This is a genomic window from Pseudomonas sp. SD17-1, from assembly GCF_029201585.1.
Classification (GTDB): Bacteria; Pseudomonadota; Gammaproteobacteria; order Pseudomonadales; family Pseudomonadaceae; genus Aquipseudomonas; species Aquipseudomonas palmensis.
Genome location: NZ_CP104044.1, coordinates 1,007,338 through 1,022,660, shown reverse-complemented (window position 1 = coordinate 1,022,660; position 15,323 = coordinate 1,007,338). Strand labels below are relative to the sequence as shown.

Annotated in this window: 14 protein-coding genes; 4 read left to right on the top strand and 10 right to left on the bottom strand. The window is 62.8% G+C overall.

Translation table 11 applies throughout. The features are described from left to right. Positions 1-221: 221 nt before the first annotated feature. The 10 genes from N0B28_RS04540 to hmpA all read right to left on the bottom strand — a co-directional run bounded on the left by N0B28_RS04540 (position 222) and on the right by hmpA (position 11,435). Positions 222-596 (bottom strand): YkgJ family cysteine cluster protein, encoded by a 375-nt coding sequence (locus N0B28_RS04540; RefSeq protein ID WP_043864412.1) that lies wholly within the window; start codon positions 594-596, stop codon positions 222-224. A 179-nt stretch (positions 597-775) separates the two neighbouring features. Then, positions 776-2,011 carry an alanine transaminase gene (gene alaC / locus N0B28_RS04535; protein ID WP_275730586.1) on the bottom strand — a complete coding sequence of 412 codons (1,236 nt, stop codon included), beginning with the start codon at positions 2,009-2,011 and terminating at the stop codon, positions 776-778. 148 nt (positions 2,012-2,159) lie between these two features. Then, the gene (locus N0B28_RS04530) at positions 2,160-3,287 is read right to left on the bottom strand and encodes a hypothetical protein (protein WP_058541385.1); all 1,128 of its coding nucleotides are present in this window, start codon (positions 3,285-3,287) and stop codon (positions 2,160-2,162) included. Between the two features lie 893 nt (positions 3,288-4,180). Next, positions 4,181-5,068: a heme o synthase gene (gene cyoE, locus N0B28_RS04525; RefSeq protein WP_043864408.1), complete on the bottom strand. Its 888-nt coding sequence runs from the start codon at positions 5,066-5,068 to the stop codon at positions 4,181-4,183. Between the two features lie 11 nt (positions 5,069-5,079). Beyond that, complete coding sequence (cyoD, locus tag N0B28_RS04520) at positions 5,080-5,412, bottom strand: cytochrome o ubiquinol oxidase subunit IV (RefSeq protein ID WP_043864407.1); 333 nt, start codon at positions 5,410-5,412, stop codon at positions 5,080-5,082. After that, positions 5,413-6,036, bottom strand: coding sequence for a cytochrome o ubiquinol oxidase subunit III (gene cyoC, locus N0B28_RS04515; protein ID WP_043864406.1), 624 nt, complete (start codon positions 6,034-6,036; stop codon positions 5,413-5,415). A 3-nt stretch (positions 6,037-6,039) separates the two neighbouring features. Continuing rightward, complete coding sequence (gene cyoB / locus N0B28_RS04510) at positions 6,040-8,058, bottom strand: cytochrome o ubiquinol oxidase subunit I (protein ID WP_043864405.1); 2,019 nt, start codon at positions 8,056-8,058, stop codon at positions 6,040-6,042. Positions 8,059-8,061: 3 nt separating this feature from the next. Then, positions 8,062-9,003, bottom strand: coding sequence for a ubiquinol oxidase subunit II (gene cyoA, locus N0B28_RS04505; protein WP_043864404.1), 942 nt, complete (start codon positions 9,001-9,003; stop codon positions 8,062-8,064). A 562-nt stretch (positions 9,004-9,565) separates the two neighbouring features. Further along, positions 9,566-10,072, bottom strand: coding sequence for a disulfide bond formation protein B (locus tag N0B28_RS04500; RefSeq protein WP_043864403.1), 507 nt, complete (start codon positions 10,070-10,072; stop codon positions 9,566-9,568). A 181-nt stretch (positions 10,073-10,253) separates the two neighbouring features. Further along, a complete protein-coding gene (hmpA, locus tag N0B28_RS04495; protein WP_116052856.1) occupies positions 10,254-11,435 on the bottom strand; it encodes an NO-inducible flavohemoprotein in 1,182 nt (393 codons plus the stop codon). Positions 11,436-11,590: 155 nt separating this feature from the next. On the opposite strand from hmpA, the gene norR reads away from it, so the two are divergent. From norR to N0B28_RS04475, 4 genes are all read left to right on the top strand, one after another. Then, positions 11,591-13,138 carry a nitric oxide reductase transcriptional regulator NorR gene (gene norR / locus N0B28_RS04490; protein ID WP_043864401.1) on the top strand — a complete coding sequence of 516 codons (1,548 nt, stop codon included), beginning with the start codon at positions 11,591-11,593 and terminating at the stop codon, positions 13,136-13,138. A gap of 81 nt (positions 13,139-13,219) precedes the next feature. Continuing rightward, positions 13,220-14,119, top strand: coding sequence for a chemotaxis protein (locus tag N0B28_RS04485; RefSeq protein ID WP_043864400.1), 900 nt, complete (start codon positions 13,220-13,222; stop codon positions 14,117-14,119). Positions 14,120-14,270: 151 nt separating this feature from the next. Further along, positions 14,271-14,576 (top strand): hypothetical protein, encoded by a 306-nt coding sequence (locus N0B28_RS04480; protein WP_123752901.1) that lies wholly within the window; start codon positions 14,271-14,273, stop codon positions 14,574-14,576. Beyond that, positions 14,555-15,316, top strand: coding sequence for a YkgJ family cysteine cluster protein (locus N0B28_RS04475; RefSeq protein WP_078479911.1), 762 nt, complete (start codon positions 14,555-14,557; stop codon positions 15,314-15,316). Before N0B28_RS04480 ends, N0B28_RS04475 begins: the two co-directional genes overlap by 22 nt. The last annotated feature ends 7 nt before the right edge of the window (positions 15,317-15,323 follow it).

Genomic DNA, 15,323 nt, shown 5'->3' with positions numbered 1-15,323 from the left:
TTCGTTCCTTGAATGCGTGCGACGGGTACGCCGTGGAAACTACACACACTAACGTCGAAATGCCTGACCTTGGCGACTACGATTCCAGTGCTGGAATATGTAGCCGCTTTCCCGGAGCCCTTGCGCAAAGGCGTTACGTCAAATGGTGTTAATACTTTGGCAATGGGCCCCGTGAATACAGGGCCTCGTCAAACTTACAGCGTCAGCCAACCGACGAACGGTCAGGCCACCTCCGGGTCTTCGGCGGGCCAGAACGGCTCGTTGGCTTCCAGAGGGGGCAGGCCGTGGGCGGCCCGCGCCGCGTTGCAGTCGTCGTTGGGCTGGCCATTGACCCAGGCGGCATCGAACTCGCGGCAGGGGCTGGAGCGCTGGGCATAGAGCGAACAGCTGACGCTCTTGCCGATCTCGCCTTCAAGCCCTATGCAGCGACACGGCTTGGCGTCGGTGCCGATCATCGCCACCCGGGTCGGGTTGATCTGCACCACCAGTTCATCAGGCACGACACCCCCGGCCGAGGTGCATTCACCCCAGAAAAAGGACACACGGAAATACGCGCAGCAGGCACCGCAAGTCAAACAAGGATTGTTTTCGGACATGATTTGGGAGGGGGGGAGAAGTATCGTTGGAGGGAGAAACCCGACGATCATTCTATGCTTCGGCGTGGCGTTGAAAAGGGGGGCAGTGAAAGAAATATGGGCGGCCGACGGAAGGCGGTGTCGCGCCCTTCGCCGGCAAGGCCGGCTCCTACGGGAGCAGGCCTTGCCGGCGAGGTGCATCACGACGTGCGTGAAGCTCTGGCCGCCTTCGGCGCCTCGATGCCATCGGCACGGAACATCTGGCGGATGCCGCGCACCGCCTGGCGAATGCGGTCCTGGTTCTCGATCAGGGCAAAGCGCACATGGTCATCGCCATAGTCGCCAAAGCCGATGCCCGGCGACACGCATACCTTGGCTTCGGCCAGCAGCTTCTTGGCGAACTCCAGCGAACCCAGGTGCGCGTACTGCTCGGGGATCTTGGCCCACACGTACATCGAGGCATTGGGGTTCTCGACCATCCAGCCGGTCTCGTGCAGCCCCTTGACCAGCACGTTGCGCCGCTGGCGGTACTGCTCGGCGATGTCGCGCACGCACTGCTGGTCGCCTTCGAGCGCCGCGATCGCCGCCACCTGCAACGGGGTGAAGGTGCCGTAGTCGTGGTAGCTCTTGATTCGCGCCAGGGCGTTGACCAGCTCCGGGTTGCCGACCATGAAGCCGATCCGCCAGCCGGCCATGTTGTAGCTCTTGGACAGCGTGAAGAACTCCACGGCGATGTCCTTGGCACCCGGCACCTGCATGATCGACGGGGCCTTCCAGCCGTCGTAGACGATGTCGGCATAGGCCAGGTCGTGGATCACCAGCACGTCGTACTGCTTGGCCAGTGCCACCACCCGCTCGAAGAAGTCCAGCTCCACGCACTGCGCGGTGGGGTTGGAGGGGAACCCCAGGATCATCATCTTGGGCTTGGGGATCGACTCGCGGATCGCCCGCTCCAGCTCGTTGAAGAAGTCCACGCCGGGCACCAGCGGCACCGAACGCACCTGGGCCCCGGCGATCACCGCGCCGTAGATGTGGATCGGGTAGCTGGGGTTGGGCACCAGCACGGTATCGCCGTGGTCCAGGGTGGCCAGCATCAGGTGGGCCAGGCCCTCCTTGGAGCCGATGGTGACAATGGCTTCGGACTCGGGGTCGATCTCGACGTCGTAGCGGTCCTTGTACCAGTGCGAGATGGCCCGGCGCAGGCGCGGGATACCGCGCGAGGTGGAGTAGCCGTGGGTGTCTTCGCGCTGGGCGACCTGTACCAGTTTTTCGACGATGTGCGGCGGCGTGGCCCCGTCGGGGTTGCCCATGCTCAGGTCGATGATGTCTTCGCCACGACGGCGCGCGGCCATCTTGAGTTCGGCGGTGATGTTGAATACGTAGGGGGGGAGACGATCTATGCGCGCAAAGCGGCGCGGCGAACCTTGGTCAGCCATGGTTACCTCGAGGACGTAAGCGCCCGGAACCGTCCGAGCGACGTTGGCCACTGCGGTGGCCGAGGCAGAAGATAGTGCCTGCAGGCAATGCCTGTAAAGTGGATTCGATCGCGGGCCGCGCAGCGCGGCCGCGACCGATGCAGGGGTGTCAGCACAGACGCTCGAACGACAGCGAGCGCCAGCTCCCCACATCCAGGCCCTCCTCCGGCGCCATGTGAGCCCCGCGCACGAAGCTGAAAGCCTTGCGCATATCGCCCTGGTGGACCAGCCGATGCTCCCCTTCGGACTCGCTCAGCAGCGTGTAGGAGTGCTTGCGCATGGCCCTGTAGCGGGCATCGTCGCGGTCCATGGCATCCAGGTAGTCGGCCACCTGCCCTTCGCTCAGCTCAAGGCGTTTTTGCAGCGTCACGCCCCAGCGGGTCAGGCAGGTTTCGGCAAAATGGCGCACGATCAGGCCCGGGTCGGGTAGCTCGTTGCCGGCACTGGCGCCATCGGCCGAGGCATTGCCCACCAGCGTGGCGTGGCGTCCTGGCAGTGGAAAGATGTGGACACGGGTATCGGGATAGGTGGACGGGATGACGCAGGCGAAGCCCTTGGAGCGCTCGTCGCGAGAAAAGAAACCCACGTACTCCTTCACGTTGGTGCGCAGGTGCAGGCGGTGTGGCTGCAGGTTGTTGATCCCGGGCACGGGGTCGATGGCAAAGATGTTCACCGGCACGTGGGCCAGTTGCGGGTCGTCGGCCATGGCGTTGGCGAGCATGTGGGCACTGATGCCGCCGCGGCTCCAGCCCACGATGTTGACCTGATCGGGAATCAGGCCGTCCTTGCGGTGCATGCGGATGATGCCTTCCTGGAGTTGCTGCGGGGTCACGCCGCGGTCGCCATAGTCGTACTGGCGCCAGAACCAGGAACCCTCCTTCTTCACGTCCTCGATCGGCACGCCGGCTGACTTCAGGCGGTTGTAGTCCTGCTCGGTGAGTTTTTCGCGCTGCCAGGTGCAGGAGCCCTTGATGACCTGCAGGGCGTGGGCCACGTTCTGCTCCCAGCCGGCGCCGAACAGGGTGCCGGTGAGGCCGTATTCCTTGTTTTCGATGAACAGGTCATCGGCCTGCAGGTTGCCGCTGCCCGGGCCGTCGATGGCGATCCAGTTGGCGAACTCGCGGCTCTGGTCGTTGGAAGCAAGGGTGGCGACCAGTTCGCCGTTCCAGAAATTGGGGTTCTGGTCATCGAAACGGTGCGATCCGGTGCCGCAGAAGTAAACGGTCAGAATGCTCATGGCGGTGTGCTCCTTGGGGTGGGGAGCCGTCACGCTAGCAATGCCGGGGGTTGCGTGTTCAGCGGGGAGTGGTGCCCGGGTGGGAGGGATTGCCGGCCGTTGGCACGCACCGATCCAGAGGCCTTGCTCCGGCTGGTGATCTTGCTCTGGTTTTTGATCTGCTTTTGATCTGCTTTTGATCTTCTGGCCCTTCAGGAGGCCGAGTGGAGCGCCTGCGTAGTGGGGTGTAGGGCCATGGATGGCCCGGAAAGTGCCGACGGGCAGGGACGCCCGTGCGGCGCGGCCCCCGGAGCAGGTGCGGAGCGAGGGGACCCGGAGCGAAGCGTAGGGCCGTATGCAGGGCCCAGCCTTTTTGGTTACTTTTGGGGCGTTTGCCAAAAGTGACCCGCTGTAAGAGCGGAAGGCGCCGCTCGCAGCGCTATCCATGTCGGATAATCACACCGACATGAAAATCGACAATCATGTGCTTATCCAGCATGGATATCGACATTTAGGGCCCCTTCCGCTCTTACAGCGGCTTACTTTTTTCTTGGAAAAAGTAAGCAAAACCGCTCCGTCCAGCATCCGGCCCTACGCTTCGCTACGGGTCCCCTCATTCCACCCACGCTCCGTGGGGCCGCGCCGCACGGGCGTCCCTGCCCGTCGGCACTTTCCGGGCCATCCATGGCCCTACACCCCACTACACGCGGGCTCCATTCGGCCTCCTGAAGGACGGAAAGATCAAAAGCAAAAGCAAAAGCAAGAGCAAGAGCAAGAGCAAGAGCAAGAGCAAGAGCAAGAGCAAGAGCAAGAGCAAGAGCAAGAGCAAGAGCAAGAGCGGGAGCGAAGCCGTTTCTGAAGGGCAAAAAAAACCCCGGCACCTTTCGGCCCGGGGTCTCTTTCAACACATCAGATCAATGCGCGTAGGTCAGCAGCAGCTCGGTCGGCACCTTGGTGTCCAACGACATCATCACGCTCAACGCAGTGATGGTGAAGATGGAAAACACGAACAGCTTGCGCGCCCACAGGCGATCATCCACAGCCTTGTAGCCGGTCCAGGCCATGTACAACCAGTACATGCCCATCGCCGCCGCAACAGCCATGTAGCTCATGCCGGCATAACCACCGATGGTCAGCATCAGGGTCGCTGCCAGGAACGCCACGATGTACCAGAGGATGTGTTTCTTGGCCACCAGGATGCCACGCTTGACCGGCAGTACCGGAATCGAGGCCGCCAGGTAGTCGTTGAAGCGGAAGATCGCGATCGCATAGGAATGCGGCATCTGCCACAGGCTGAACATCACCAGCAGGGTCAACGCAGCCAGGTCGAAGCTGTTGCTCACGGCGCAGTAGCCGATCACCGGAGGCATGGCACCGGACAGGCTGCCTACCAGGGTGCCGTGCACCGATTTGCGCTTCAGGTACAGGCTGTAGAAACCCACGTAGATGATGAACCCGATCAGGCCGAACAACGCTGCCAGGGCATTGGCCTGCACGTACAGCAGGCCAAGCCCGGCCACCCCGAGCAGGGTGGCGTAGGCCAGCGCGATCTTCAGCGAGACCTGCCCTTGAACCATCACACGGTTCTTGGTGCGCTCCATCTTGATGTCGATGTCACGGTCGATGCAGTTGTTGAACACGCAACCGGACGCCACCACCAGCGAAGTGCCGATCACCGTGGCCAGGAACAGCATGAAGTCCACATGCCCTTGCGCGGCAAGGAAGAAACCGCCTGCCACAGAAAGCACGTTACCGAAAATGATCCCCGGTTTGGTGATTTGGATAAAGTGCTTAAAGGACATGCCGTCTTACCTCACTTCGCCATCATGCTGGTGTGGATGCTGAACATGATCCACAGCGACAGGCCGACCAACAGTGCAATGACCAACCCGGTGAACAGGAAGGCGCTGACGTTCTCACGCTGCTCTGGCGAACGGTCCAGGTGCAGGAAGTAGTACAGGTGCACGACGATCTGGATGACCGCGAAGGCCACCACGATCAGTACGGTCATGTCTTTGGGCAAGGTCGGGTACATCACCAGACCGAACGGGATCAGCGTCAGGATCACCGACAGCACGAAGCCGATTGCGTACGACTTCACGCTGCCGTGGCTGCCCTCGGCGTGCTCGTTATGTGCGTTAGCCATTTACAGAACCCCCAGCAGATAGACAACGGTGAATACGCAGATCCAGACCACGTCCAGGAAGTGCCAGAACAGGCTCAGGCAACCCATGCGGGTCTTGGCCGAACCGGTGATGCCCTTCTTCTGGATCTGGTACATCATCACGGCCATCCAGATCAGACCACCGGTCACGTGCAGACCGTGGGTGCCGACCAGGGCGAAGAAGCCCGACAGGAAGCCGCTGCGCTGCGGGCCGAAGCCTTCGCTGATCAGCAGGTGGAACTCGTTGACTTCCATGACGATGAAGCCAAGGCCGAGCAGGAAGGTGACTGCCAGCCAGGCCAGTACACCGTTCTTGTTGCCCTTGTACATCTGCAGCATGGCGAAGCCGAAGGTGATACTGGAGAACAGCAGCAGCGCGGTTTCAGCCAGTACATACGGCAGTTCGAAGATGTCGTGACCCGACGGGCCGCCGGCAAAGTTGCCGGACAGCACCGCGTAGGCTGCGAAGATCGACGCAAACAGGATGCAGTCGGTCATCAGGTACAGCCAGAAACCGAATACGGTCATCTGGCCCGAGTCGTGGTGTTCTTCGTGCCCATGGTCGTGACCATGAGCAGCATCAGCATTGATTACATGACTGGACATTGATTAAACCCGTTCAAACGATTCGACAGGCGCACCGACTGGCGAGCCGGTAGCCAGACCGAGGTGCTTCAGACGCTCACCTTCGATACGTGCCACTTCCTCGGCAGGAACCATGTAGCCCTGGTCGTCACGCGCAGCGTGAGCAACGAAGACAGCGATGGTGCCGATCAGGCCGACCGCGGCCAACCACCAGATGTGCCAGATGGTGGCGAAACCGAAGACGGTCAACAGCGCGCCCATGTACAGACCGGTAGCGGTGTTGTTCGGCATGTGGATCGGTGCGTACTGGGCCGGAGCCTTGTAGGCGATACCGGCGCGCTTGGCTTCGGTCCATGCGTCCAGGCCGACTTTTTCCGGCATGGTGGCGAAGTTGTAGAACGGCGGTGGCGACGAGGTCGACCATTCCAGGGTATGCGCATTCCATGGGTCGCCAGTGACGTCCATGTTGTCCTTGCGATCGCGGATCGACACGTACAGCTGGATCAGCTGGCAGGCGATACCGAACAGGATCAGCACGGCACCGACCACGGCCACGTACAGGTACGGTTCCCAGGCAGGGTTGTCCGAGTGGTTCAGACGACGGGTCATGCCCATGAAGCCCAGTGCGTACAGCGGCATGAAGGCCACGTAGAAACCGGAGATCCAGAACCAGAAGGCAGCCTTGCCCCACTTCTCGTTCAGGGTGAAACCGAAGGCTTTCGGGAACCAGAAGGCGAAGCCGGCAATGTAGCCGAACACCGCACCACCGATGATCACGTTGTGGAAGTGAGCGATCACGAACAGGCTGTTGTGCAGCACGAAGTCAGCACCAGGTACGGCCAGCAGTACGCCGGTCATGCCGCCGATCGAGAAGGTCACCATGAAGCCCAGGGTCCACAGCACTGGCGCGGTGAAGCGCAGACGGCCCTGGTAGATCGTGAACAGCCAGTTGAACAGCTTGACCCCGGTCGGGATCGAAATGAGCATGGTCGCCAGACCGAAGAAGGTGTTGACGCTGGCGCCCGAACCCATGGTGAAGAAGTGGTGCAGCCATACGCCGAAGCCCAGAACCGAGATCGCACCCGAGGCGTAGATCATCGACTTGTGGCCGAACAGGCGCTTGCCGGTAAAGGTCGAGATGACTTCCGAGAACACGCCGAACGCCGGCAGGATCAGGATGTACACCTCAGGGTGACCCCATGCCCAGAACAGGTTGACGTACATCATCGGGTTCCCACCAAGCTCGTTGGTGAAAATGTGGAAGTCCAGATAACGGTCAACGGTCAGCAGTGCCAGGGTCGCGGTCAGGATCGGGAACGAAGCCACGATCAGGATGTTGGCCCAGGTGCAGGTCCAGGTGAAGATCGGCATGTCCATCAGCTTCATGCCAGGGGCGCGCATTTTCAGCACGGTGGCCAGGAAGTTGACACCGGTCAGCGTTGTCCCCAATCCGGATATCTGTAGCGCCCAGATGTAGTAGTCGACACCGACCCCAGGGCTGTACTGGATACCCGCCAGCGGTGGATAGGCCACCCAGCCGGTCTTGGCGAACTCGCCCACGCCCAGGGAGATGTTGACCAGCGCAACGCCGGACACCAGCAGCCAGAAGCTCAGGGAGTTGAGGAACGGGAAGGCAACGTCACGTGCACCGATCTGCAGAGGCAGGGCCAGGTTCATCAGGCCGGTGAAGAATGGCATCGCCATGAAGATGATCATGATCACACCGTGAGCGGTGAAGATCTGGTCATAGTGTTCAGGAGGCAGATAGCCCTCGGCGCCGCCAGTGGCCATGGCCAGCTGGGTACGCATCATGATGGCGTCGGCAAAGCCGCGCAGCAGCATGACCATCGCGACGATGATGTACATCACCCCGATCTTCTTGTGGTCGACCGACGTCAGCCACTCGGTCCACAAGTAGGTCCACTTGCGGAAATAGGTGATTGCAGCAACCAACGCGAGACCGCCGAGCGCGATCATGGCGAGGGTCACCATGACTATCGGCTCGTGATACGGGATCGCGTCCAGACTAAGTTTACCGAACATCTTTTACTCCTCTGCCCCAGCAGCTGAATGCATACTCACGTCCATCGCTTCGGCCGCTTCTTTGTGCTCTTTCTTCTCGTGCACCACCGGCTTGCCACGGTTCATGCCCTCGTACTTGTCGACGATGGACTGGAACATGTTTTCCGGGGCCACGCTGTAGAGCGCAACCGGGTTGTTTTCGCTAGGTTTGGCCAGAGCCTCGTAGGTGGCCTTGTCCAGTTGTTGCGGCGACTGCTTGACCTCGTTGACCCACGCCTCGAAATCTTCCTGGGACGTGGCGATCGCCTTGAACTTCATGCCGGTGAAGCCGGCACCGCTGTAGTTGGCGGAGATCCCGTCGAACTCGGCGTTCTGGTTGGCAATCAGGTGCAGCTTGGTGGTCATGCCCGCCATCGCGTAGATCTGGCCGCCCAGGCCCGGGATGAAGAACGAGTTCATCACGGCGTCGGAGGTCACGCGGAAATTGACCGGGGTGTTGGCCGGGAAGACGATCTTGTTGACCGTGGCAATGCCCTGTTCCGGGTAGATGAACAGCCATTTCCAGTCCAGCGCGACCACGTCGATCTGCACCGGCTTCACGTCGGAATCCAGTGGACGGTACGGGTCCAGCTTGTGGGTGGAGAGGTAGGTGACATAACCCAGGGCGATGATGATCAGCACCGGGATGGACCATACGGCCACTTCGATCTTGGTCGAGTGCGACCAGTCAGGGGTGTAGGTGGCAGCCTTGTTGGAGGCGCGATACTTCCACGCGAACGCGATCGTCATGAAAATGACAGGAATCACCACCAGCAACATCAGGCCGGTAGCGATCAGGATCAGGTTCCTTTGCTCAATGCCGACCTGGCCCTTCGGGTCGAGCAGGGTCCAGTTGCACCCACTGAGTAAAAGCATGCCTAAAAAGGGCAGAATGCCAAACAGTCTGGGGTAACGCTTTTTACTCATCTCACGACCTCTAGAGCAGCTTGCTTCAATGCAATTTGTGTTTTGGTCGCCAACACTTCGTCCTGCCAAGCGTCAGCATTTATGGGATCGAATACGGTCACGCCGGAATTCAGCTGCGGCTGCTCGGCAGAACCGGTGTGCAACGGTGCTTATTGTTTTGACTTCGTAGGCAATCAGGCCTGTTTACAGACCAATTCCATTTGGTGCGGAAAATCACGGGAGGGGGGTCAGCCCGGCATCGCCGCAGGCGATGCTCGTCAGAGTCACGAAAGGAGCCGGAGCTCCTTTAATCCTGCAACTCGCAAGCGGTGCCGAACGGAAATTGGGGGCGATTGTAGTGACGTAACATGGCCATGACTATGACTTATTGAGCAACAGTCCTTTACAGAAAACGTAACAATAGCGCAGCAAAAATCAATTTCGCGACAGTTTGTCGCACCCCTGGCTGTAGCCCTGAAATGCCCGTACCGCAAGGGTTGGGACTTGATCCAGGTCAACCTGGAGGCGACTTCTTCGGAAAATTCTCAAGCCCTGCGCACTTGCCTCGACACGGGACTTTTGTCTAACGCTGGCGACGGTTGCGGTAGATGCCCAGCGGCACCAGCACGGCGGTCAGCACGAAGGCCAGCAGCGCCCATTGCGCCAGCGACAGCCCCAGCACCGGCGGGTACGGCGTCGAGCAGAAACCATCCACCTGGAACACCAGCGGCAGCACCGAGGCCAGCGGCAGGCCGTCGACGATCGGCTGCAGTGTGTCGATGCCGCAGCTGACGGCCGGGTTGGCCAGAATGTAGGCGTGGTTGCCGGCTGCAGCAATGCCGCCGATGGCGCTCAGCACCACCAGGGCCTCGAACAGCGTGAGGCTGCGCCGCCCGGGCATGGCCGCACCGATGAAGGCGAACAGGGCGATGAACAGCAACGCATAGCGCTGCAGGATGCACAGTGGACACGGTGCCTCGCCCAGCACGATCTGCATGTACAGGGCACCGCCGATCAGCGCCAGGCAGATGGCGCCCAGCAGTACCAGAAAGCGCCGTTCCCGATTCAGGCGCTGCGTTAGATCGTTCATTCCCGTTCCCTTCACTAGATAGGTGGCTCAAGCCTGGGCGCAATTCTACACGCCGACCATGACCACAGGGAGTGAAGGTTAAACCGATTAAAAGAAGATTAAGGTCGGCAGCTTAGCCGGCGCCTGCAGCACATACGCTTAGCTGCAGGCGCCGGCATTGCCGGCGAACAGGCCCCGGCCCTTACTCGAGTGCCGCCGCCGGCCCGAAGAACTCGTAGCGGCTCTGCTGCTCCGGCACCCCCAGGGCCTTGAGCTGACGCCTGATCGCCGCCATGAAGCCCTTGGGCCCCAGGAAGTACGCGTCCAGGTCACGCTCGACCGGCAGCCACTGCGCCAGTTGATCCTGGCTCAGCAGCCCCACGGCGTCGGCCGGCAGGCTCACCCCGTCATCCTCGGCGTAGCAGTAGAAGCGCTTGAGCTGCGGATGACGCGCCGCGCGTTCGTCCACCCAGTCGCGAAACGCATGCACCGCACCGTTGCGCGCGCAATGAATGAAGTGCACCAGGCGACCGCTGGCCAGGGCCGCGTCGAGCATCGCCAGGGTCGGGGTGATCCCTACCCCGCCGCTGATCAGCACCAGCGGCTTGTCGCTGGCGCTCAGGGTGAACTCGCCCGCCGGCGGGAACAGCTCCAGGGTATCGCCCACCTGCAGTTGCTCATGCAGGTAGTTGGACACCTTGCCGCCCGCCTCGCGCTTGACGCTGATGCGGTACTCGCGGCCGTCACCCAGCGCCGACAATGAATAGTTGCGCCGGTGCTCCTGGCCATCGATCTGCACCTTCAGGCCCAGGTACTGGCCGGGCTCGCCCTTGAGGACCGGGCCGCCATCGAGCGGGGCGAAATGGAACGAGACGATCTCGCTGCTCTCCTGCACCCGCGCCGCCAGCCGGAACGCCCGCGCACCGCGCCAGCCACCCGGCGCCTGAGCCTTCTGCTGGTACAGGCCCTCTTCGGCGCCGATCAGGATATCGGCCAGTTGCTGGTAGGCCGCGCCCCAGGCCGCGATCACCTCGGGGGTGGCGACCTCCTTGCCGAGCACCTCTTCGATGGCACGCAGCAGGCAGGCGCCGACGATCGGGTAGTGCTCGGGCAGGATCTGCAGCGCCACGTGCTTGTTGATGATCTGGTTCACCAGGCCGCCCAGTTGCTCGAGCTGGTCGATATGGCGTGCATACATCAGTACGCCATTGGCCAGCGCCCGCGGCTGGTCGCCGCTGGCCTGGTTGGCCTGGTTGAACAGCGGACGCACCTCGGGGTATTCGCTGAGCATCAGTTTGTAGAAATGCGTGGTCAGCGCCTCACCGCCGCTTTCCAGCAGCGGAACGGTGGCTTTGACGATGGCACGATCTTGGGCATTGAGCATGGGTAACTCCCGGGCCTTATGGCTTCTGGATAATCTGCCCGGGTTGTTTCAGCTTTCGTGCCAACTATTAAAACCATATAAATCAATAGCTTGAATATTTTTGAGTCAAATTGACCACAGCCCTGCTAGAGTCATAAAGACTCGAAGGAGTCATCATGACCGCAAAATCCCTGCTTACCGCATTGCTGCCCCTGGTCAGCGACCTGTCTCGCGAGCTGCCCGAACGCGAACGCTACCGTCGCCTGCTCGAAGCCATGCGCGCCCTGTTGCCATGCGACGCCGCCGCGCTGCTGCGCCTGGATGGCGAATGGCTGGTACCTCTGGCGGTGGACGGCCTGAGCCCGGACACCCTGGGCCGGCGCTTCAAGGTCAGCGAACACCCGCGCTTCGCCGCCCTGCTCAGCCGCAGCGAGCCGACCCGTTTTGCCAGCGACAGCCAGTTGCCCGACCCCTACGACGGCCTGGTCGAGGGCCTGCACCAGCACCTGGAGGTACACGACTGCATGGGCTGCCCGCTGTTCGTCGACGAACGGCCCTGGGGCCTGATCACCCTCGATGCGCTGGCCCCGGAGCGCTTCCAGCAGGTCGAGCTGGACGCCCTGCAGGCCTTCGCCAGCCTGGCCGCCGCCACGGTCAACGTGGCGCAACGTATCGAACGCCTGGCCCTGCGGGCCGAAGACGAACACCAGCGCGCCGAGATCTACCGCCAGGCCAGCGGCCAGCAGCACCAGGAACTGATCGGCCAGAGCAAGGCCCACAAGCACCTGCTCGAAGAGATCCGCCTGGTCGCCGGCAGCGACCTGACCGTACTGGTCACCGGTGAAACCGGGGTCGGCAAGGAGCTGGTGGCCCAGGCCATCCACCAGCAGTCGGCGCGTGCCGACAAGCCGATGATCAGCCTCAACTGTGCCGCCTTGCCCGACACCCTGGTCGAGAGCGAGCTGTTCGGCCATGTGCGCGGCGCCTTCACCGGCGCGGTGGGCGAGCGACGCGGCAAGTTCGAGCTGGCCAACGGCGGCACACTGTTTCTCGACGAAGTGGGCGAACTGTCGCTGGCCGTGCAGGCCAAGCTGCTGCGCGTGCTGCAAAGCGGACAGCTGCAGCGCCTGGGCTCGGACCAGGAGCACCAGGTGGATGTGCGCCTGATTGCCGCCACCAACCGCGACCTGGCCGAGGAAGTGCGTGCCGGGCGCTACCGCGCCGACTTCTACCACCGCCTGAGCGTGTACCCGCTGCGGGTGCCGGCGCTGCGCGAGCGCGGGCGCGACGTGCTGCTGCTCAGCGGCTACTTCCTGGAGCAGAACCGCTCGCGCATGGGCCTGAACAGCCTGCGCCTGAGCAGCGATGCCCAGGCCGCGCTGCTGGCGTACGACTGGCCGGGCAATGTGCGCGAACTGGAGCACCTGATCGGCCGCTCGTCGCTCAAGGCGCTGGGCCAGCACCCCGAGCGGCCGAAGATCCTGACCCTGGAGGCCCGCGACTTCGACCTGCCCGGCGCCGGCCCGGGCGCAGCGCCCAGCGTGGCGGCGCCACTGCCACCACCGCCCGGCACCGACCTGCGCCAGGCCCTGGACCTGTACCAGCGCCAGCTGATCGAGGCCTGCCTGGAGCGCCACCAGCACAACTGGGCCAGTGCCGCGCGCGAGCTGGGCCTGGACCGCGCCAACCTCAGCCGCCTGGCCCGCCGACTGGGGCTACGCTGAAGTGCAGTGGCGGATTAAAGCCTGGCGTGCTCGGGTCGATAACCCGGCAGATCCCTTATTCTCTTTGCCCTGAAGGTGCCTATGGCCTCGCAAAATGCCCGCGCCGACTCGCTGTCGCTGCTGCTGTTCACCCTGCGCAGCGGCAAGCTGATGGCAATCAACCTGCTCAAGGTCAGCGAGATCATCCCTTGCCCGCCCCTGACCAAGCTCCCGGAATCGCACCCGCACGTCAAAGGCGTGGCCACCCTGCGGGGCAACTCGCTGTCGGTCATCGACCTGTCGCGCGCCATCGGCGAGCGCCCGCTGGAAGACCCCAACGGCGGCTGCCTGATCGTCACCGACATCAGCCGCTCCAAGCAGGGCCTGCACGTGCAGGCGGTGAGCCGCATCGTGCATTGCCTGAGTACCGACATCAAGCCGCCGCCCTACGGGTCGAGCAGCAAGGCATTCATCACCGGGGTAACCCAGGTGGACGGCACGCTGGTGCAGGTGCTGGACATCGAAAAGGTCATTCACGGCATTGCGCCGCCGCCGCGTGAAGTGAGCAGCAGCGAGCTGAACCCCGAAGACGCCGCCGTTCTGCAGGCCACCAACATACTGGTGGTCGATGACAGCCATGTGGCACTCCACCAGTCGGTGCTGACCCTGCGCGGCCTGGGGCTGGAATGCCACACCGCCAAGAGCGCCAAGGATGCCATCGACACCCTGCTGGAGCTGCAGGGCACCGACCGGGAGATCAACGTAGTGGTCTCGGACATCGAGATGTCCGAGATGGACGGCTACGCCTTCACCCGCACGCTGCGCGAAACGCCTGACTTCCAGCACCTCTATGTACTGCTGCACACCTCGCTGGACAGCGCGATGAACAGCGAGAAAGCCCGGCTGGCAGGGGCGAACGCGGTGCTGACCAAGTTCTCCTCGCCGGAACTCACCGATTGCCTGATCGTGGCCGCGCGGGCGGTGGCTTTCGCCGAGCGCTGAGCCGACCCCCTTCGCCGGCAAGGCCGGCGCCTACAGGGGCCGTGATCCCTTGCCGGCGAAGGGGCCAGGACAAACGCTGAAACGCTCCTGCTCCTGCAAAAACCGATGCTCTGGCATAATCAGCGGCCTCTCCCCTCATGAGCCGCCCATCATGAAAGCCCTCACCTTCGCCCTGCTGGCCCTGTTCAGCCTCGGCGCCCATGCCTCCAGCGACCAGGCCTGGGCCGACCACGAACAAGCCCTGACCAGGGCCTGCCTCGCCGCCAGTCAGTTCAAGGATGCCCGGCCCTCCAGCAAGCCGGCCGAGTTCGACGACCGCGTCGGCTACAGTGCCCTGCTGATCAGCGGCCACTACCCGCAAAAGCACATGAAGAACCAGAAAGGCAGCGAGCTGTGCCTGTTCGACAAGCAGCGCAAGACTGCCTTCATCACCGAATGGACCCCCGCCAAACCGTGACCAGCGCTGCAACCTCACTCCAGTTCGACTGCACCGGCTGTGGCAAATGCTGCAATGGCCACCACGTTCCCCTGACCCTCGACGAAGCGCGCCACTGGGTGGCAGATGGCGGCCAGCTCATCGTGCTGGTGGAAGCCTTTCTGGCCAACGGCCTGGGCCTGCCCGACGCCCAGCGCGAGCACGCCACCCGCCGTGCCTGCGCCGTGCCCTGCGGCAGTACCCAGGCACACGTGGCCATCACCTTCGCCGCGTTCAACCCCGGCGCCTGCCGCAATCTGGATGCCGACAACCTGTGCCGCATCTATGAGCGCCGGCCGCTGGTGTGCCGCATCTACCCGATGGAAATCAACCCGCACATCCCGTTGCGCCCCGACGCCAAGGACTGCCCGACCGAAGCCTGGCAACGCGGCCCGGTACTGATCCACGGCAGCCAGTTGATGGACCGCCAACTGGCCGAGCTGATCGAGCGCTCGCGCCAGGCCGACCGCGACGATATCCACGCCAAAGTGCAGATCTGCCAGCAACTGGGCATCACCACCAGCGCGCTCAAGGGCAACGGCTTCACCGCCTACCTGCCCGACACCGGGGCGCTGCACGCCGCCCTGCATGCCCCGGGCAACGCCGCGCTGGCGCCCTGGACCCTGCACGTGGAAAACCCGGCACTGGTCGAGCAACTGCATCAGGCCGGCGCCCGGGTGTGCAGCACATCGGCTGGCCACTACAGCTTCATCGGTTTCTGAGCGGCGC

Coding starts and splice junctions, on each gene's coding strand:
- N0B28_RS04540 (WP_043864412.1), bottom strand. CDS start 596: ATGTCCGAAAACAATCCTTGTTTGACTTGCGGTGCCTGCTGCGCGTAT.
- alaC (WP_275730586.1), bottom strand. CDS start 2,011: ATGGCTGACCAAGGTTCGCCGCGCCGCTTTGCGCGCATAGATCGTCTC.
- N0B28_RS04530 (WP_058541385.1), bottom strand. CDS start 3,287: ATGAGCATTCTGACCGTTTACTTCTGCGGCACCGGATCGCACCGTTTC.
- cyoE (WP_043864408.1), bottom strand. CDS start 5,068: ATGTCCTTTAAGCACTTTATCCAAATCACCAAACCGGGGATCATTTTC.
- cyoD (WP_043864407.1), bottom strand. CDS start 5,412: ATGGCTAACGCACATAACGAGCACGCCGAGGGCAGCCACGGCAGCGTG.
- cyoC (WP_043864406.1), bottom strand. CDS start 6,036: ATGTCCAGTCATGTAATCAATGCTGATGCTGCTCATGGTCACGACCAT.
- cyoB (WP_043864405.1), bottom strand. CDS start 8,058: ATGTTCGGTAAACTTAGTCTGGACGCGATCCCGTATCACGAGCCGATA.
- cyoA (WP_043864404.1), bottom strand. CDS start 9,003: ATGAGTAAAAAGCGTTACCCCAGACTGTTTGGCATTCTGCCCTTTTTA.
- N0B28_RS04500 (WP_043864403.1), bottom strand. CDS start 10,072: ATGAACGATCTAACGCAGCGCCTGAATCGGGAACGGCGCTTTCTGGTA.
- hmpA (WP_116052856.1), bottom strand. CDS start 11,435: ATGCTCAATGCCCAAGATCGTGCCATCGTCAAAGCCACCGTTCCGCTG.
- norR (WP_043864401.1), top strand. CDS start 11,591: ATGACCGCAAAATCCCTGCTTACCGCATTGCTGCCCCTGGTCAGCGAC.
- N0B28_RS04485 (WP_043864400.1), top strand. CDS start 13,220: ATGGCCTCGCAAAATGCCCGCGCCGACTCGCTGTCGCTGCTGCTGTTC.
- N0B28_RS04480 (WP_123752901.1), top strand. CDS start 14,271: ATGAAAGCCCTCACCTTCGCCCTGCTGGCCCTGTTCAGCCTCGGCGCC.
- N0B28_RS04475 (WP_078479911.1), top strand. CDS start 14,555: ATGGACCCCCGCCAAACCGTGACCAGCGCTGCAACCTCACTCCAGTTC.